Annotated in this window: 15 protein-coding genes and 1 pseudogene; 8 read left to right on the top strand and 8 right to left on the bottom strand. The window is 67.2% G+C overall.

The window, feature by feature from the left end:
• Positions 1 to 799: pseudogene (locus tag ORI27_RS22235) on the bottom strand (hypothetical protein); the annotation flags it as partial.
• A gap of 725 nt (positions 800 to 1,524) precedes the next feature.
• On the opposite strand from ORI27_RS22235, the gene ORI27_RS22230 reads away from it, so the two are divergent.
• The 3 genes from ORI27_RS22230 to ORI27_RS22220 are packed head-to-tail and all read left to right on the top strand — an operon-like array spanning position 1,525 to position 3,111.
• Positions 1,525 to 2,163 carry a GAF domain-containing protein gene (locus ORI27_RS22230; RefSeq protein WP_265999215.1) on the top strand — a complete coding sequence of 213 codons (639 nt, stop codon included), beginning with the start codon at positions 1,525 to 1,527 and terminating at the stop codon, positions 2,161 to 2,163.
• Positions 2,133 to 2,591: an EAL domain-containing protein gene (locus ORI27_RS22225; protein WP_265999136.1), complete on the top strand. Its 459-nt coding sequence runs from the start codon at positions 2,133 to 2,135 to the stop codon at positions 2,589 to 2,591. Before ORI27_RS22230 ends, ORI27_RS22225 begins: the two co-directional genes overlap by 31 nt.
• Entirely contained in the window at positions 2,572 to 3,111 is a 540-nt protein-coding gene (locus tag ORI27_RS22220) for an MgtC/SapB family protein (protein ID WP_407666389.1), read from the top strand. Before ORI27_RS22225 ends, ORI27_RS22220 begins: the two co-directional genes overlap by 20 nt.
• A gap of 2 nt (positions 3,112 to 3,113) precedes the next feature.
• On the opposite strand, the gene ORI27_RS22215 is transcribed toward ORI27_RS22220, so the two are convergent.
• Together ORI27_RS22215 and uvrB are read right to left on the bottom strand one after the other, a co-directional pair.
• Complete coding sequence (locus ORI27_RS22215) at positions 3,114 to 4,517, bottom strand: MFS transporter (RefSeq protein ID WP_265999137.1); 1,404 nt, start codon at positions 4,515 to 4,517, stop codon at positions 3,114 to 3,116.
• 47 nt (positions 4,518 to 4,564) lie between these two features.
• The gene (gene uvrB, locus ORI27_RS22210) at positions 4,565 to 6,745 is read right to left on the bottom strand and encodes an excinuclease ABC subunit UvrB (RefSeq protein ID WP_265999138.1); all 2,181 of its coding nucleotides are present in this window, start codon (positions 6,743 to 6,745) and stop codon (positions 4,565 to 4,567) included.
• Between the two features lie 129 nt (positions 6,746 to 6,874).
• On the opposite strand from uvrB, the gene ORI27_RS22205 reads away from it, so the two are divergent.
• Entirely contained in the window at positions 6,875 to 7,345 is a 471-nt protein-coding gene (locus tag ORI27_RS22205; protein ID WP_407666391.1) for a DUF402 domain-containing protein, read from the top strand.
• A gap of 59 nt (positions 7,346 to 7,404) precedes the next feature.
• Complete coding sequence (locus tag ORI27_RS22200) at positions 7,405 to 8,001, top strand: hypothetical protein (RefSeq protein WP_265999140.1); 597 nt, start codon at positions 7,405 to 7,407, stop codon at positions 7,999 to 8,001.
• 10 nt (positions 8,002 to 8,011) lie between these two features.
• On the opposite strand, the gene coaE is transcribed toward ORI27_RS22200, so the two are convergent.
• Together coaE and rpsA are read right to left on the bottom strand one after the other, a co-directional pair.
• Positions 8,012 to 9,208, bottom strand: coding sequence for a dephospho-CoA kinase (gene coaE, locus ORI27_RS22195; protein WP_265999141.1), 1,197 nt, complete (start codon positions 9,206 to 9,208; stop codon positions 8,012 to 8,014).
• 25 nt (positions 9,209 to 9,233) lie between these two features.
• Positions 9,234 to 10,682 carry a 30S ribosomal protein S1 gene (rpsA, locus tag ORI27_RS22190; protein WP_265999142.1) on the bottom strand — a complete coding sequence of 483 codons (1,449 nt, stop codon included), beginning with the start codon at positions 10,680 to 10,682 and terminating at the stop codon, positions 9,234 to 9,236.
• Positions 10,683 to 10,859: 177 nt separating this feature from the next.
• Between rpsA and ORI27_RS22185 the strand changes: the two genes are divergently transcribed.
• Positions 10,860 to 12,002, top strand: coding sequence for a PrsW family intramembrane metalloprotease (locus ORI27_RS22185; protein ID WP_265999143.1), 1,143 nt, complete (start codon positions 10,860 to 10,862; stop codon positions 12,000 to 12,002).
• A gap of 108 nt (positions 12,003 to 12,110) precedes the next feature.
• On the opposite strand, the gene polA is transcribed toward ORI27_RS22185, so the two are convergent.
• Together polA and ORI27_RS22175 are read right to left on the bottom strand one after the other, a co-directional pair.
• On the bottom strand, positions 12,111 to 14,813 hold the full coding sequence (gene polA, locus ORI27_RS22180) for a DNA polymerase I (RefSeq protein WP_265999217.1): 2,703 nt from the start codon (positions 14,811 to 14,813) through the stop codon (positions 12,111 to 12,113).
• Between the two features lie 49 nt (positions 14,814 to 14,862).
• Positions 14,863 to 15,201 (bottom strand): hypothetical protein, encoded by a 339-nt coding sequence (locus ORI27_RS22175; protein WP_265999144.1) that lies wholly within the window; start codon positions 15,199 to 15,201, stop codon positions 14,863 to 14,865.
• A 154-nt stretch (positions 15,202 to 15,355) separates the two neighbouring features.
• On the opposite strand from ORI27_RS22175, the gene ORI27_RS22170 reads away from it, so the two are divergent.
• Together ORI27_RS22170 and ORI27_RS22165 are read left to right on the top strand one after the other, a co-directional pair.
• Positions 15,356 to 15,808, top strand: a complete 453-nt coding sequence (locus ORI27_RS22170) for a Zn-ribbon domain-containing OB-fold protein (protein WP_265999145.1) — start codon at positions 15,356 to 15,358, stop codon at positions 15,806 to 15,808.
• Entirely contained in the window at positions 15,805 to 17,013 is a 1,209-nt protein-coding gene (locus tag ORI27_RS22165) for a lipid-transfer protein (protein ID WP_265999146.1), read from the top strand. Before ORI27_RS22170 ends, ORI27_RS22165 begins: the two co-directional genes overlap by 4 nt.
• A gap of 19 nt (positions 17,014 to 17,032) precedes the next feature.
• On the opposite strand, the gene ORI27_RS22160 is transcribed toward ORI27_RS22165, so the two are convergent.
• The gene (locus ORI27_RS22160) at positions 17,033 to 17,551 is read right to left on the bottom strand and encodes an Rv2253/PknI dimerization domain-containing protein (RefSeq protein ID WP_265999147.1); all 519 of its coding nucleotides are present in this window, start codon (positions 17,549 to 17,551) and stop codon (positions 17,033 to 17,035) included.
• Positions 17,552 to 17,561 lie beyond the last annotated feature (10 nt).

The raw sequence follows: 17,561 nt of genomic DNA, 5'->3' as shown, positions 1-17,561 counted from the left end.
TGCCGGCCCCTTCCCCGCCTCCGGCCGGCAGACCGGCCGCCGCCTGGGCTACGGGTGCACCGGCATCGCCGCCACCTGCGGCGGGAGCGCCGGCCGCCGCGTCGGTCACCGGGGCACCAACGGCGCCGGCCCCGCCGCCCGGGACGCCGGCGGCATCGCTGATGGGGGCGCTGGGCACCCCGGCGGGCGGCGTCGGGATACCACCGCCACCGCCACCGGGCGGAGTACCCGGAACACCAACAGGCGGCGTCGGAATGCCACCACCACCGCCACCGGGCGGAGTACCCGGAACACCAACAGGCGGCGTCGGAATGCCACCACCACCGCCACCGGGCGGAGTACCCGGAACACCAACAGGCGGCGTCGGGATACCACCACCACCGCCGGTCGGCGGTGTTCCCGGAACCGCGGCCGGTGGGGTCGGAATGTTGCGGGTGACGCTGGTACCGGGCGCACCGGGGACGGATGCCGGCGGGACCGTCACCCCGCCGGTGACCGGCGTTCCCGGCGAGCCGGGGACGCTTGCCGGTGGTGTTCGGATGGTGCCGGGCACGGTCGCGGGCGGAATCGGGCCGCCGATGTTGGGCGGATTGTGGGTGAAGATCGAGTTCGACGTGCCCGGAATGCCTTGGGACAGGTCAGGCGGGGTGGTGATGGCTTGGTGGGCGATGTCCACGCAGGGAACACCCGGGCCGCCGAGATTGGCAGCCGCACGGGGACTGAACAGCGGTGCAGTCCAGAAAAACCCCGCAGTCGCCATGGCGGTGATCGCCGCCACGCGAGAGGTGGTCCGAGACATCGTTTCCCCGTTTCTATGAGAGGCCTGTGAGGCAAACTACAGACGTGTAAGTACGGGAACGGGGGGGCCATTCAGGCGGTTACCGAACTGTTGCGAAGCGGTGTTGATGCGGTTACCCCGGTGACGATCTCACCCCGCGAAGATCGCGCAGAGGTAGGCGTCGATGCGCAACGAGATCATAGAGCCACACCCGTGCCGGGTGACGGACGTCCGACCCGGTGGGGCGCGCCCTCCGCCGCCGTCTTCGACGCGTTGTGGCGCGGCACGGGTTGGCGGGTCCGGTGCACTGCGCAGCGATCTACACGACAGTGTGGTCAAGCTCGGCACGGACTTTCGCTCAATGTCCAACGCACTCGCAATGAACGTTCCCGGCACGTTGGCCGCGTTTCTACCCGGCCGTGGACATACCCAAGTCTTTTGCTACCGCAATTAGATTTTGTCGTCGTTGTGGTCATTCCCGGTCGACGTTCTCGCTAACCTGTCGTGAGTTGTGCTGTGGCTGCGAGCCGGCCGTCCGTGCTGGTGAGAACATCGTCTCGAAGCGCTGTGTTGCCCAGATGCGGAGCGGGGTGAAGTGGATCGGTTGGTTCAGGCACTGGCCGCGTCGATGGATCCGGCGTCGCTGATGGGGCGCATCACCGAGCAGGCTTGTGCGTTCATGCACAGAGCCGACGGAGCGGCGGTCACGCTGCTTCGCGCTTCCGACAACGCATACGTAACGGTTTCTGCACACGGCTCACTTACCCCAGCGACGGGTTTCGTGGTGCCCAAACAGGGCAGTTTTGCAGGGCATTGCGGCGCGCGAGAAGCGGCCGCAGCTGGTGAGCGACGCGTGCCTGGACCGCCGACTCTCGCCCCGTATTCATGCCATGAACGAACGATGGGGCACTCGATCGTGGGCGGTGATTCCGCTGATGCACAAGGGAACCACCATCGGTTCACTACTACTGGCGGCCAAGACCCCCGGCGCCTTCACTGAGACAGACGTCGAACCGATGGTTGCGATCAGCGAATTCGTGTCAGCCTTGATCGGCAACCAGTCAGAGCTCTCAATGCTGTTGAACCATGTGATTACCGAAAACGACCAACGCGGGCAAGGGGCGGTTACAGCGCGATTCGTCGCGTCGGTGATGCTGCCGGAAGCAATGGAGTTGGAGAGCCAGCAGGTGCAATTGGACGCACTACTGGCGCAGCCGAACGTTCTCAGAGCCGTGTTCCAGCCCATCGTGCATCTGGCGAATCGCAGGACTGTGGGTTACGAAGGACTGACAAGTTTCCCCGCGTCGACCAACTTGACCCCGACACTGCGCGGCGCCTGGGCCGAGGTATCGACTTGGAATATGCCGCACTGCGCACCGTTCTGACCGCCGCTCGCAGCATCCCAAGTGATTGTCCGGTCGGCGTCAACCTGAGCCCCAGCACCGCACTGGAGCCGACGATTCAAGACGTACTGGCAGCCGAGAATCGGATGTTGGTCGTGGAACTCACCGAGCACGAGCCCTTTCCCAATGGCCTGGGCGCGGGTCTGAAGCAGTTGCGTGACCGCGGCATAGAGGTGGCAATCGACGACGCCGGCGCCGGATATGCAAGCTTCACCCAACTGCTGCGGCCGCGTCCTGACGTCATCAAGATCGACGGTGAGTTGACCGCCGGCATCGATAGCGATCCGGCCAAGCGCGCGATCGCGACCGCCGTCAACTCGTTGGCATCCGAGCTGCACGCAAAGATCGTGGCCGAAGCCATCGAGACGCCGGCCCAATTGGAGACGCTAGTTGGCCTTGGTATCGAATAGGGCCAGGGTTTTCTCCTGGGAACCCCTGAGCCGGCGACTCGGCCACACCGACACAACGGCCCGTGTCGCCGCCCAGATCGTCTCCGGGATCGGCTTCCTCGGAGCCGGGCTGATCATCACCCGCCAGGGCGCGGTGCACGGGCTTACCACCGCCGCGGCGATCTGGGAATGCGCGGCCATCGGCATGGCCGCCGCGGCCGGTCTGGTCAAACTCGCCATAGTCGTCACGATCCTGCACTTCGTGATCGTCCTCGGCTTCAACCCGCTCAGTAAACGGATCATTGGCCGGCTGGCCGGTTCGGCGCGGCTGCGGGTCACCTACGAGACCGACCGCGGTGTACTCAGCCGCATCCTCGCCGCATGCGACAAACATCAGTGGAGCCTGACCGAACTGAGCAGCGACCCCGACGGCGGTGTGCTGTTGACCCTCTCGGGTGCTCGAATCCGGCACGCTCCGAACACCATTGCCGAGGTCGACGGCGTCACCGGCGTTCGTCACCTCAGCGAGAAGGACGAGTAGCTCTACCGCGCCTGCCCGCGGCCGGAGCGGTAGGACGCCACGCAGCCGACGGCCGCCAGGACGGCGAACACGCCGAACATCAGCGTGCTGCCAGTCGCGTCGGGCGCGGCCCGCAGGTTCACCACCACCCCGGCCAGCCCGGCGCCGAACGCCCCGCACATCAGCTGGACGGTATTGATCGCCGCGGCCGCCACGGCTTGCTGTCCCGGGTCGCCGACGACCGCCCCCATCGCCCAGGCCGACAGATGCGGCCAGGCCATACCGATGCCCGAACCGGTGATCACCAGCGCCAGCACCCACAGGACGACGACTCCGGCTGGGGCGCGGTCGGTTTGGGTGAACGCGGCCAGGGCCAATCCGGCCGCCATCACCAGCGGAGCAACCGCAACCACCCGCACGATGACCCGGCCGCTGCCGATCGAAGCGCTCGTGATCTCCCCCACCGTCCAGCCCACCGACAACACGGCCCCCAGGAAGCCGGCCACCACCGGCGCCAGGCCAGCCAACCGCTGCCCGAACAACGGAACGTACATGTCCACCATCGTCGCCATCATCAGCACACCGAGCGTCAGGTAGATCCACTTCAGCGGTCCGGGCTCAAACACCTTGCGCGGCAACACCGCAGCCGAAACACGACGGTCAACCACGATGAACACCAGTACCAGCGCCACCCCGAGAGCGAGCAGGCCCGCGATAGCGGCGGCGCTGCGCGGGATCACCGCGGCACTGACCGCCAACGCCGCCAAACCCAACAGCATCAGCGACCGCACCGGGATCCGGGATCCCGACGAGCCCCCGTCCGTCTCGGCACGTGTGGGCAAGGCCACCGGAACCAGCAGACTCATTGCCGCCGCCAAAACCGCCAGTGAGCCGAATCCCCCACGCCAGAAAGCGAATTGGGCGAACAAACCTCCGGTGGCCGGACCCACCAAGGTGCCGACTCCCCACATCGCGGACACCACGGCAGACGCGCGGGTCCACAACCGGTCGGGCAGCGCCGCACTGATCACCGCATATCCCAGGCCGGCCAGCACGCCGCCCGCGAGTCCCTGCGCCACCCGGCCGGCCAACAGCAGCTGCATCGTCGGCGCCAGCGCGCACAGCGCACTGCCGGCGGCAAAGGACAGCAGCGCGCCCAGATACGCCACCCGCGGCCCGAACCGAGTCAGCACCGGACCGACCGTGGTCGCGGCCATCACCGATGCCACCAGATACACCGTCGTCACCCACGCGTAGAACCGCTCGCCGCCGATATCGGCAACCACGCTGGGCAACAGGCTGATCGTGATGAATTCGTTGATGGCGTAGATCGCCACCCCGCCCGCCAGCACGATGGTGGCACCGAGATAGTCACGCCCCAGCAGCTCACGCCAGCTACCCGCGGCCGATGCCGTCGTGTCGGTCATTGCATCACCGTAAAGGCTCAACCTCGGTTGAGCTCAAGAGGCGGCGTCTATTTCAGTCCGGCGGCGTCCATCCCCCGCAATTCCTTCTTCAGGTCGGCGATCTCGTCGCGGATCCGCGCAGCCAGCTCGAACTGCAGATCGCGTGCCGCCGCCATCATCTGAGCGGTCAAATCCTTGATCAGGTCAGCCAATTCGGCCCGCGGCATGTTCGACGTGTCCCGGCCCTCGATGATGCCCGCGCTGACGGCCCGGCCCGGCTCGCCCTGCGCGCGCCGACCGCGTGACGCGTTGCGCCCGGAACCGCCGATTTGAACGGCTTCGGTAGCTTCACTATCGTCGGCCTCCCGGTACACCTGGTCGAGGATGTCGGCGATCTTCTTGCGCAGGGGTTGTGGATCGATGCCGTGCTCTTCGTTGTAGGCGATCTGTTTGGCCCGCCGACGCTCGGTCTCGTCGATGGCTTGGGTCATCGAGTCGGTGAGTTTGTCGGCGTACATGTGCACCTCGCCGGAGACGTTTCGCGCCGCGCGGCCGATCGTCTGGATGAGGCTGCGGGTGGACCGCAGGAAGCCCTCCTTGTCGGCGTCCAGGATCGACACCAGCGAGACCTCCGGAAGGTCCAGCCCCTCACGCAGCAGGTTGATGCCGACCAGCACGTCGTAGTCTCCGAGCCGCAGCTGCCGCAGCAGCTCCACCCGGCGCAGGGTGTCGACCTCCGAATGCAGGTAACGCACCCGAATACCCATCTCCAGCAGGTAGTCGGTGAGGTCCTCGGCCATCTTCTTGGTCAAGGTGGTCACCAGCACCCGCTCGTCGCGCTCGGCGCGGGCCCGGATTTCTCCGATCAGGTCGTCGATCTGGCCCTTGGTCGGCTTCACCACTACCTTCGGATCGACCAGGCCGGTCGGGCGGATCACCTGCTCGACGAATTCGCCGCTGGTCTGGCTGAGCTCGTAGGGCCCAGGCGTGGCCGACAGATACACCGTCTGGCCGATCCGGTCGGCGAACTCCTCCCAGGTCAGCGGCCGGTTGTCGACCGCCGAGGGCAGCCGGAAGCCGTATTCCACCAGGTTGCGCTTACGGGACATGTCGCCCTCGTACATGCCCCCGATCTGCGGGACGGTGACATGCGACTCGTCGATGACCAGCAGGAAGTCCTCGGGGAAGTAATCCAGCAGGGTGGCGGGAGCCGAACCGGCCGCTCTCCCGTCTATGTGCCGTGAGTAGTTCTCGATACCTGAACAGAACCCGACCTGGCGCATCATCTCCACGTCGTAGTTCGTCCGCATCCGCAACCGCTGGGCTTCCAGCAGCTTGCCCTGGTTCTCCAACTCGGCCAGCCGCTCGGCCAACTCCTCTTCGATGGTGGAGATGGCGTGCGCCATCCGTTCGGGACCGGCGACATAGTGGGTAGCCGGGAAGATCCGCAGCGAGTCGACCTGGCGGATCACGTCGCCGGTCAGCGGGTGCAGGTAGTACAGCGCCTCGATCTCGTCGCCGAAGAACTCGATGCGGACCGCCAGCTCCTCGTAGGACGGGATGATCTCCACGGTGTCCCCGCGCACCCGGAACGAGCCGCGGGTGAACGACATGTCGTTGCGGGTGTACTGCACATCGACCAGCAGCCGCAGCAGCCCGTCGCGCGGAACCTCGGTGCCGACCTCCAGCTCGACCGACCGGTCCAGATAGGACTGCGGGGTACCCAGGCCGTATATGCAGGACACCGAGGCGACGACCACGACGTCGCGGCGCGACAACAGGCTCGACGTCGCGGAGTGCCGCAACCGCTCCACGTCATCGTTGATCGAACTGTCCTTCTCGATGTAGGTGTCGGTCTGGGCGATGTACGCCTCGGGCTGGTAGTAGTCGTAGTACGAGACGAAGTATTCAACCGCGTTGTGCGGCAACATCCCTCGCAATTCGTTGGCAAGCTGGGCGGCCAAGGTCTTGTTCGGCGCCATCACCAGGGTCGGCCGCTGCAGCCGCTCGATGAGCCAGGCCGTGGTTGCCGACTTGCCGGTGCCCGTCGCGCCGAGGAGCACCACATCACGTTCCCCGGCCTTGATCCGGCGCTCGAGGTCGTCGATCGCGGCGGGCTGGTCGCCGGCCGGGTCGTACTGGCTGACCACCTCGAACCGGGCGCCGCTGCGCACCAAACCACTCACCGCGTCGGCGGCGGGCCGGTACTCCGAGTGCGCGATCACCGGGTGTTCGGTAGCGAATGCCATAGCGTTCAGGTTAAGCGCCCCCACCGACACATTCATTCCTGCCGGGCGGGGACCAACCCGTACGCTGACGCCGTGGCCGAACCGCCGGGGACAACAGCCGTCCACCCGCCCAAGAGGGAGACGTTCGACCTGGTCGGATACACCAATACCGACCCCAAGGGCATCGTTCGCGCGGTCGAGGAATACCGGGTCACGCCGTGGGGGCTCTACATGGCCCGCCCGACCCCGGGTCGCGCCCAGTTCCACTACCTGGAGTCGTGGCTGCTGCCATCGCTGGGACTACGGGCCAACGTCTTCCACTTCAACCCCGGCCACGAACGCCCGCAGGACTATTACCTCGACATCGGGCACATCACGGTGGGTGAATCCGCCTGGCACGCCGAGGACCATTACCTCGACCTGGTGGTCTACACCGGGGACCGCACCGAGCTCGTCGACGCCGACGAGCTTTTCGCCGCCCACCGCGAAGGCCTGCTGAGCACCGAACTCGCCGAATCGGCCCTGCAGCGGACCGTCGTCGCCGTCGAGGGCCTGGCGCGGCACGACCATGACCTCAACGCTTGGTTGGCCACCGTCGGAATGCCGCTGACCTGGCGCTGAAGGGCGGCTGGCCGGCAACGAATCGGCAGCGCGGTACCGAACGAGTAGTCTCGCTACGCATGAGCCCCATCAAGCGTGGATGGCCGGCGATCGTCGTCGTCGCCGCCCTGGCCGTGGGATCCCAGTTAACAGCGGCTGTCGCGCAGGCCGAGCCGGTGCCGGCGCCCACCCCCGCCCCCACGCCTGTCTCCTCCGAGCAAACGCCTGTCTCCTCCGAGGAAGCCGGCCCGCCGGTGCTGCACAACATCACCTACCGGGCCCGCATCGACGGTGTCTCGCGGGGAGCGACGATCAGCTACGCCGCCCAGGACGACCAGACCCAGACCGCCAACCCGACAATGGTGCCCGGCCGGGTCTTCGAGGCCAACACCGTTCTGCCGGAGACCGGACAGGCCGACGTCCGGGTCTCGATCCAGTGGCCCTACTCGGCCAACCTGCACTGCGAGATCCTCGTCGACGACGCGCTCGTCGCCCAGGCCGACGACTTCATCGCGCCGCGAGTGCTGCCCGTCAAGGACGACCCCGACTACGGCGCGCTGACCTGCGAGGCGCCGGTGGCCGGGGTGCCCAACACGATTCCGGCCGACCCGGCCGCGGTTCCGGCCGACCCCGCCATGCCGGACGCTCCGCCGCCGCCCGTCGCGCCGGTGGCGTAACGCCCGACTCTCAGGGACGCCAACCCGTCATATCGGCCCACGCCCACGCCCGCCGGTAGGCATCCAGGAACCACGGCTCCTTGGCGCTGGCGTACCCGCCCACGTCGGGATTCCGTGCCGCCGCATGCTTGACCGCGAGATAATCGGCCCGCACGCCGGGGTTGGCGGTCAGCCAGTCCACGAACAGCAGCGCGAACCGCTGGTTAGGCCAGCCGTCCACCCTGATGTGCACATTGGTCGGCCGTCCCGGATCCCCGGATGCGTGAAAACGCTTGCGCCACAGTGCCGTATTGGCGCCGGGCGACGCCGGATCGGTACCGGGCTTGGGCACGTCGGTGGTGATCGACCCGACCCGGGGATAGCCGGCTCGCAGCAGGTCGGCCGCGAGTTCGTCGGCGAGCTCAAGGGAGGCGACAGTCACCTGGATGTCGATGACGTCCTTGGCGTCCATTCCCGGCACCGCCGTCGACCCGATGTGATCGATGCGCACGGCCCGGTGCCCGCACGTGGTGTTCAACCGCGCCAGAATCCGGCGGGCCTGGTCGGGCCAGCTGGGGTCGGCCGCTACCACCTCGGTGGAGCCCGGAACGGGGGTGCCGGTGGCGAGGTTGTGCGCGAACGGCACGATGCGCTGATACCAGAGCTCGCGGGCCCGCTCGACCAGCTCGCCCGGGGTCCCGTGGTTGTCCAGCCAGACGTCGGCGACCAGCCGTCGCTGCTCATCCGTCGCCTGCGCGGCGATCCGGGCCCGAGCGTCGGCCTCGGTGAACCCGCGGTATTCGACCAGCCGCTTGACCCGCTCCTCGGGATCGGCGTGCACGATCACCACCAGCGGGAACATCGGCGCCATCTGCGATTCGACCAGCAGCGGGATGTCCTCGACGATCACCGCGTCTTCGGCCGCGGCGGCGATCAGTTCCGACCTCCGGTGCGCCACCAGCGGGTGCACGATTCCATTGAGCGTCTGGCGCTTCTCCTCGTCGCTGAACGCGATCGCGGCCAGAGCCGGGCGGTCCAGCGCACCGTCGGGCAGCAGGATGTGGGATCCGAATGCGTCGACGAGCTTGGCCAGCCCTTCGGTACCGGGTTCGACGACCTCGCGGGAGATGACGTCCCCATCGACGACGATGCCGCCACATTCCGAGAATGTGGCGGACACCGTCGACTTGCCGGCGCCGATACCGCCGGTTAAACCGATGCGCAGCATCGAATGGAGTTGTCAGGCAGCCCGATCAGGCGTTGCCCGCCAGCTTCTCGCGGAGAGCCGCGAGCTGGGCGTCGCTGGCCAGCGAACCGCCGGCCGACTCACCCGAGCTCGACGACGACGAGGAGCCGTTGGCCGCCGGGCGCTCGGCCGCGGCCGCCTCGGCGGCGGCGAACTTCTCCATCTGGGTGGTGTGCATCTTGTGCCGGCGCTCGGCCTCGGCGTAGCGGGCCTCCCACTCGGTGCGCTGCTTGTCGAAGCCCTCGAGCCATTCGTTCGTCTCGGCGTCGAAGCCCTCGGGGAAGATGTAGTTGCCCGCCTCGTCGTAGCTGTCGGCCATGCCGTACTTCGAGGGGTCGAACTCCTCGGTGTAGTCCTCGTTGGCCTGCTTGAGGCTCAGCGAGATGCGGCGCCGCTCCAGGTCGATATCGATGACCTTGACCATGGCGTCGTCGCCGACGGCCACAACCTGATCCGGCACCTCGACGTGGCGCTCGGCCAGCTCGGAGATGTGCACCAGACCCTCGATGCCCTCCTCGACGCGGACGAACGCACCGAACGGCACCAACTTGGTGACCTTGCCCGGCACGATCTGGCCGATCGCGTGGGTCCGGGCGAAATGCCGCCACGGATCTTCCTGAGTCGCCTTCAGCGACAACGAAACCCGCTCGCGGTCCATGTCGACGTCGAGCACCTCGACGGTGACCTCGTCGCCCACCTGAACCACCTCGGACGGGTGATCGATGTGCTTCCAGGACAACTCGGAGACGTGCACCAGGCCGTCCACACCGCCGAGGTCGACGAACGCGCCGAAGTTGACGATCGAGGACACGACACCCTTGCGGATGGCGCCCTTCTGCAGCTGATTGAGGAACTCACTCCGCACCTCGGACTGGGTCTGCTCCAGCCACGCGCGGCGGCTCAGCACCACGTTGTTGCGGTTCTTGTCCAGCTCGATGATCTTGGCTTCGATCTCCTTGCCGATGTACGGCTGCAGATCACGCACGCGACGCATCTCGACCAGCGATGCCGGCAGGAAGCCGCGCAGGCCGATATCGAGGATCAGGCCGCCCTTGACGACCTCGATGACGGTGCCCTTGACGGCCTCGTCCTTCTCCTTGAGCGCCTCGATGGTGCCCCAGGCGCGCTCGTACTGGGCGCGCTTCTTGGACAGGATCAGGCGGCCCTCTTTGTCCTCCTTGGTGAGAACCAGGGCCTCGACCTCATCACCCACGGAAACGACCTCATTGGGGTCGACGTCGTGCTTGATGGAAAGTTCGCGAGACGGGATGACACCCTCGGTCTTGTAGCCGATGTCGAGGAGAACCTCGTCCCGGTCAACCTTGACGATGGTGCCTTCGACGATGTCGCCATCGTTGAAGTATTTGATGGTTTTGTCGATGGCGGCGAGGAAGTCCTCGCTCGAGCCGATGTCGTTGACGGCTACTTGCGGCGAGGTGACGGTGGGACTGGGCATATTGCTGGGTTGCTCCGGACAGGTTTGGTCGTAGGGACAGTACTTTGGGGCTACACCCCCGGTGGTGTACCCGCAAAATGCACACAGGTACCGAACGAGCCTACTCGACTGGGCACACGCTGGACAAACCCGAGTCTGCGAGGCGGCTGTATGCCCCGCCCCGACTAACCTGCTCTGGTGTCCTACGCCTTCCCGCCGCCGCTGCCCCGGCCGATCCGCAAGGCCGGCGCGCCCCTGGCGATCATCATCATCCTCGGCACCATCGCCGGGCTGATCCTGATCCTGCTGACCGCGGTGAACCCGGCCGGAACCGCACTCGGCTTCATCCTGTCCACCGTGGCGATGAGCCTGGTACTGCTGGCCTATCTCTGGCTCGACCGCTGGGAGCCCGAACCGCCAAGCCTGCTGATCCTGGCCTTCTTGTGGGGTGCATCGGTGGCGGTGGTGGTTTCGGTGGCACTGGAAATGCTCGTCGACGCGGCGGTGAACACCGGCGGGGCCGACGCCAGCCCGGTCACCATCGCGTTCGGCGCGCCGGTGATCGAGGAAGCCGCCAAGGGCCTGTTCCTACTGCTGATGATGACCGGCGCGCGCCGCAACGAACTCAATTCGCTGACCGACTGCCTGGTCTACGCGGGTGTGACCGCCGTCGGGTTCGCCTGGCTGGAGGACATCTTCTACATCTCCGACGGCGCGACGCTCGCCGACTCGCTGGTCACCGCGGCGATGCGCCTCATCATGGGACCGTTCGCCCATCCACTGTTCACCACATTCATTGCGATCGGCGTGTATTTCGCTCTGCAACAACGGAATTGGCTGGCCAAGGTTGGCTGGATACTGCTCGGCTACCTCGCCGCGGTGATCATGCACGGGTTGTGGAACGGCTCGGCCCTGCTGGGCCCGGGCGCCTACTTCGGGCTGTACGTGGTGTGGATGATGCCGGTGTTCGCCCTGGCGATCACACTGGCCGTGCGCAGCCGCCGGCGCGAACAACGCATCGTCGCCGAGAAGCTGCCCGGCATGGTCGCCGCCGGTCTGGTCACCCCGGCCGAGGCCGGCTGGCTCGGGTCGATCCGTACCCGTAAGCAGGTGATCACCGCCGTCACCGGGTATAGCGGGCGGCCCGCCGCCCGTGGGGTCAGGAAGTTCGCCATCCAGGTCGTCGAGCTGGCATTCGTGCGGGACCGCATCGACCGCGGTTTCGGCGACGCCAGGGTGTTCGCGCTGCAGCAGCTCGAGGTCGACGGTGTCGTCGCCGCGCGGACCGCCGCCGGGCCGGTGCTGCACTGGCTCAACGGCTACCGCCCACCGGTGGGCTGACGCGCTGGGCGGCGACTAATGCGCCGCCGGAGCCGCTGGGCGGCGACTAATGCGCCGCCGGAGCCGCTGGGCGGCGACTAATGCGCCGCCGGAGCCGCTGGGCGGCGACTAATGCGCCGCCGTGTCCCAGCTGCGGCCGTAGCCCACCGACACCTCCAGGGCGACGTCGAGTGGATAAGCGGCACCCATCTTGTCGCGCACCAGCTCCTCGACGGCGTCGCGCTCCCCCTCGGCCACTTCGAACAGCAGCTCGTCGTGCACCTGCAGGAGCATCCGCGACGCCAGCCCGGAGCTGCGCAGTGCCTCGTCGACGCGGATCATCGCGACCTTGATGATGTCGGCGGCGCTGCCCTGGATCGGGGCATTGAGCGCGGCCCGTTCAGCCGCTTCGCGGACCTGCCGGTTGCTGCTGTCCAACTCGGGCAGGTAGCGGCGCCGGCCGAACACCGTCGAGGTGTAGCCGTCCTTGCGGGCCTGGTCGACGATGTCGCGCAGGTAGTCGCGCACGCCGCCGAACCGGGCGAAGTACTGGTCCATCTGGACCTTGGCCTCTTCGGTGGAGATCTTCAGCTGGGACGCCAGTCCGTAGGCGCTCAACCCGTAGGCCAGTCCGTACGACATCGCCTTGACCCGGCGCCGCAACTCGGGCGTGACCTCGTCGATCGGCACCCCGAAGGCCCGGGATGCGACAAAGGAGTGCAGGTCCTCCCCGGTATTGAACGCCTCGATGAGCCCCTCGTCCTTGGACAGGTGCGCCATGATCCGCATCTCGATCTGGCTGTAGTCCGCGGTCATCAGCTCGGCGTAGCCGTCGCCCACGATGAATGCGTCGCGGATCTGCCGGCCGGCGTCGGTGCGGATCGGAATGTTCTGCAGGTTCGGCTCGGTCGACGAGAGCCGCCCGGTGGCTGCGATGGTCTGGTTGAACGTGGTGTGGATCCGCCCGTCGGCGGCCACCGACTTCAGCAGTCCGTCGACGGTGACCTTGAGCCGGGTGGCGTCGCGGTGGGCCAGCAGATGCCCGAGAAACGGGTGTGCGGTTTTCTCGAAAAGACCCTGCAGCGCATCGGCATCGGTGGTGTAGCCGGTCTTGGTGCGCTTGGTCTTCGGCATGCCGAGCTCGTCGAAGAGCACGACCTGCAGTTGTTTGGGAGAACCCAGGTTGATCTGCTTGCCGATCACCTCGTAGGCCGCGTCGGCGGCAATACGGATCTGCTCGGCGAATTCGCGCTGCAGGGTGTCGAGCTTGTCGAGGTCCACCGCGATGCCCGTGGTCTCCATCCCCGCCAGCACCGCCTGCACCGGCAGCTCCATCTGACCCAGCAGCGACGACGAGTCGATGCGGTCCAGCTCCGCGTCGAGCGCGTCGGCCAGGTCGGCGACCGCGCGGGCCCGCAGGATGACGGTCTGCACCGCCTGGTCGTCGACGCCGTCACTGTCATCGAGCAACGAAAGTTGTTGCTGCTCAGGGTTGTCGGCACGCAATTCACGACGCAGGTACCGCAGGGACAGGTCGTCGAGGGCGAAGCTGCGCTGGCCGGGACGCACCAGATAGGCCGCCAGCGCGGTGTCGGAGGTGACGCCGGCCAGTTGCCAGCCCCGGCCGGCCAAGTCGTGCATCGCGATCTTGGCTTCGTGCAACACCTTCGGAGCGTCGGCGTCGGCCAACCATGCTCCAAGCGCGGCCTCGTCGTCGGGTGTCAGGCGGGCGGTGTCGAGGTAGGCGCCGTCCCCGTCGGGGGTGGCGATCGCGAGCGCGGTCGCGTCCCCGTCGTAGACCTGATGGGTGCCGACCACCGCGACGCCGGAGCGCCCTCCGGTGGCATGCTCGGCCAGCCAGGCTGCCACCGCGCCGGGTTCCAGCGCCCCGCCGCGGACGTCGAAGCCCTCGTCCACCTCGGGTTCAACGGCGGCCAGGGTGTCGAACAGCCGATCGCGCAGCACCCGGAACTCGAGATCGTCGAACAGCCGGTGAATCTGGTCGCGGTCCCAGGGCTGCAGCCTCAAGGTATCGGGGGTCTGGGCCAGCGGAACGTCCTTGACCAGGTCGGTGAGCTCCCGGTTGAGGACGACGCTGGACAGGTTGTCCCGCAGCGAGTCGCCGACCTTGCCGCGCACGGTGTCGACGTTGTCGACCAGTCCCTGCAGCGAGCCGTACTCCAGGATCCACTTCGCCGCGGTCTTCTCCCCCACCCCCGGGATGCCGGGCAGGTTGTCGCTCGGGTCGCCGCGCAGCGCCGCGAAGTCAGGATATTGCGCCGGAGTCAGGCCGTACTTCTCCACCACCGCGTCCGGGGTGAACCGGGTCAGATCGCTGACGCCCTTGCGGGGGTAGAGGACGGTCACGTCGGGACTGACGAGTTGCAGCGAGTCCCGGTCGCCGGTGACCACCAGCACCCGAAAGGCCTCCTGCTCGGCCTGGGTGGCCAGCGTGGCGATGATGTCGTCGGCCTCGAAGCCGGGCTCGGCCAGCACGGTGATGCCGAGCGCGGCCAGCACCTCCTTGGTGATTTCGATCTGGCCGCGGAACTCGTCGGGCGTCGAGGACCGGTTGGCCTTGTATTCGGGAAAGCGCTCGGCGCGGAACGTCTGCCGGGACACGTCGAACGCCGCGGCGACGTGGGTGGGCTGCTCGTCGCGCAGCAGGTTGATCAGCATGGCGGTGAACCCGTACACCGCGTTGGTGGTCAGCCCGTTCTTGGTCTTGAAGTTCTCGGCGGGCAGTGCGTAGAAGGCCCGGAACGCCAGCGAATTGCCGTCCAAGAGCAACAGTGTGGGCTTCTGGTCCGTAGCGCTCGCGGTCACGACCATCACTCTATGCACCACCGCCGACACCGGATCAGCGGAGGCGTGCTGACGGTCAGTAGCCCAGGAACTTGCGGAACTGCTGCCCGACAGCCATCGACTCACCCATCCGCTGCGCCCATCCGTCCAGCGCCGCCTTCGTATCAGCCGCATCCCAGCCGCGCTCCTGTCCCAGAGCGATCATGCCGGCCTCGTCGGTGACACCGCGGGCCTGCGCGGCGCGGGCCAGTTCGGCGTAATCCTGCAACGAGATGCCGTTGATCGGTTCCCAGATCGGATCGTCGGCCGTCACCGACCGGGTCGACGGGCCACCCAGTAGTGCGGGATCGATCGGCCCGGCCCCCCGGACGTGCACCATGCCGGCCGCGTCTTTGGCTTTCTTGAACAGTCCCATCGGTGTCTCCGAATCGTCTTCGGCCCCTGACCGGACGTCCGGGGCGCTCTCACGGACAAGTTCACCCGGATCGATCGGCTACCGATCCCAACTTCGAACTTCGAAACTGGAACACGTTTCAATTCGATGTTGCCGATCGCATACGATGGGCCGCGTGCCAGCTTCTCCAGACGCCCCCACCCGACTACCGGCGATCGAGGGTTGGTGGGATCACGATGATGCCGGTGTGCCCTATCTGATCGGTGGCAAGTGTCCGCAGTGCGGCACGTATGTGTTTCCGCCGCGGGCCAACAATTGCCCCAACCCGGCCTGCGACAGTGATGCGCTCGAGCCGGTCAGGCTGTCGCGGCAAGGAACGGTGTGGAGCTACACCGAGAACCGCTACGCACCGCCGCCGCCCTATCCCTCGCCCGACCCGTTCGAGCCCTTCGCGGTCGCCGCGGTGGAACTGGCCGCCGAAGGGTTGATCGTGTTGGGCAAGGTGGTCGAGGGAACGCTGGCCGCCGATCTGAAAGTCGGCATGGCCGTCGAGCTGACCACCATGGTCCTGTTCACCGACGACGAGGGTGTCGAACGCCTCACCTACGCCTGGGAGATTGCGAAATGAGCGCCACCACCCCCGACCCGGTGTACATCCTCGGCGCGGGCATGCACCCGTGGGGCAAATGGGGCCGCGACTTTACCGAGTACGGCGTGGTCGCCGCACGCGCCGCGCTGGCCGAAGCCGGCCTGGACTGGCGCCAGATCCAGCTGGTCGCCGGAGCCGACACCATCCGCAACGGCTACCCGGGCTTCGTCGCCGGCGCCACCTTCGCCCAGAAACTGGGCTGGAACGGCATCCCCGTCACCTCCAGCTACGCGGCCTGCGCCTCAGGTTCCCAGGCCCTGCAAAGCGCCCGCGCCCAAATCCTGGCCGGGCTGATCGACGTGGCCCTGGTCATCGGCGCCGACACCACCCCTAAGGGGTTCTTCGCCCCCGTCGGCGGCGAACGCCGCAACGACCCCGACTGGCAGCGTTTCCACTTGATCGGGGCCACCAACACCGTCTACTTCGCGCTGCTGGCACGGCGCCGGATGGATCTGTACGGCGCCACCCTCGAGGACTTCGCCCAGGTAAAGGTCAAGAACGCCAGGCACGGGCTCAACAACCCGAGCGCGCGCTACCGCAAGGAAGCCACCGTCGAGGACGTGCTGGCCAGCCCCGTGGTGTCGGATCCGCTTCGGCTGCTTGATATCTGCGCGACGTCAGACGGCGCGGCAGCGCTGATCGTGGCCAGCAAGTCCTTCACCGAAAAACACCTCGGCTCGGCGGCCGGGGTGCCCTCGGTGCGGGCGATCAGCCTGCAAAGCCCGCAATACCCGCAACACCTTCCCGAATTGCCCGATATCGCCACCGATTCCACCGCGGTGGTGCCCGGTCCGGATCGGGTGTTCAAGGATCAGATCCTGGATGCGGCGTACGCCGAGGCGGGCATCGGCCCCGAGGACCTGTCCCTGGCCGAGGTCTACGACCTGTCCACCGCCCTGGAACTCGACTGGTACGAGCACCTTGGGTTGTGCCCCAAGGGCGAAGCCGAACAACTCCTGCGCAGTGGCGCCACCGCCATCGGCGGCCGCATCCCAGTCAACGCCTCCGGCGGCCTGGCCAGCTTCGGCGAAGCCATCCCTGCCCAAGCCATCGCCCAGGTCTGCGAACTCACCTGGCAACTCAAAGGCCAAGCCACCGGCCGCCAGGTCGATAACGCGACCGTCGGCGTCACCGCCAACCAAGGCCTCTTCGGCCACGGCTCCTCGGTCGTCGTCGCGCGCTAGCCAACCGGCCAGCACCACATCAGCTCTGCTTGATCAGCTTGAACGGCATATTGATGTAGAGCGCGAGGCTGTGACCGCAGGCCCCCGGCTGGCCGGTGGTCTCGTCCTGGCCGATCAGGATATTCGAGCTGGGGTCGCTCTGGTCACCGCCCGGCGTCGACCCGTGGAATCGGAACACCTGCAATCCGGGGGCGGTGGTGCCGTCCTGGCAGGGCATCCAGTCTGGAATCGTGCGCTTGACGTACCAGTCGCCGCCCATCTGATAGATCGGGGCCGTCCAGCCCGCGTCGCTTCTGACGGTGCCGACGCACTCGGTGGGATAGCTGCAGGTCGAAGTGATGGTCCAGATGCTGCGCACGCTGCGCTCGTTGTGGTAGATGTCGTTGCTGGTGGCCCACTCCCCGTTGGACGTTGCGGTGAACGTGCCGTTGAGCGCCCACTTGTCGGAGGCGAACGCGGGGCCCGCGTGCACCACAGCAGCCGCGGACGCGGCGGCGGTCAGCGCCGCGACGCCGATCAGCTTCCGTGACGTACGCATGCGGCCTCTC

Origin of the sequence: Mycobacterium pinniadriaticum (genome assembly GCF_026242045.1) — a bacterium.
Classification (GTDB): domain Bacteria; phylum Actinomycetota; class Actinomycetes; order Mycobacteriales; family Mycobacteriaceae; genus Mycobacterium; species Mycobacterium pinniadriaticum.
The sequence above is the reverse complement of the archived record's forward strand: the minus strand, read 5'-3'. Positions and strand labels throughout refer to the sequence as shown.

Bases quoted from the DNA above. Each gene is read 5' to 3' on its own strand.
- uvrB (WP_265999138.1), bottom strand. From the start codon at position 6,745: ATGGCATTCGCTACCGAACACCCGGTGATCGCGCACTCGGAGTACCGG.
- ORI27_RS22200 (WP_265999140.1), top strand. From the start codon at position 7,405: ATGAGCCCCATCAAGCGTGGATGGCCGGCGATCGTCGTCGTCGCCGCC.
- ORI27_RS22215 (WP_265999137.1), bottom strand. From the start codon at position 4,517: ATGACCGACACGACGGCATCGGCCGCGGGTAGCTGGCGTGAGCTGCTG.
- ORI27_RS22175 (WP_265999144.1), bottom strand. From the start codon at position 15,201: ATGGGACTGTTCAAGAAAGCCAAAGACGCGGCCGGCATGGTGCACGTC.
- polA (WP_265999217.1), bottom strand. From the start codon at position 14,813: ATGGTCGTGACCGCGAGCGCTACGGACCAGAAGCCCACACTGTTGCTC.
- coaE (WP_265999141.1), bottom strand. From the start codon at position 9,208: ATGCTGCGCATCGGTTTAACCGGCGGTATCGGCGCCGGCAAGTCGACG.
- ORI27_RS22165 (WP_265999146.1), top strand. From the start codon at position 15,805: ATGAGCGCCACCACCCCCGACCCGGTGTACATCCTCGGCGCGGGCATG.
- ORI27_RS22160 (WP_265999147.1), bottom strand. From the start codon at position 17,551: ATGCGTACGTCACGGAAGCTGATCGGCGTCGCGGCGCTGACCGCCGCC.
- rpsA (WP_265999142.1), bottom strand. From the start codon at position 10,682: ATGCCCAGTCCCACCGTCACCTCGCCGCAAGTAGCCGTCAACGACATC.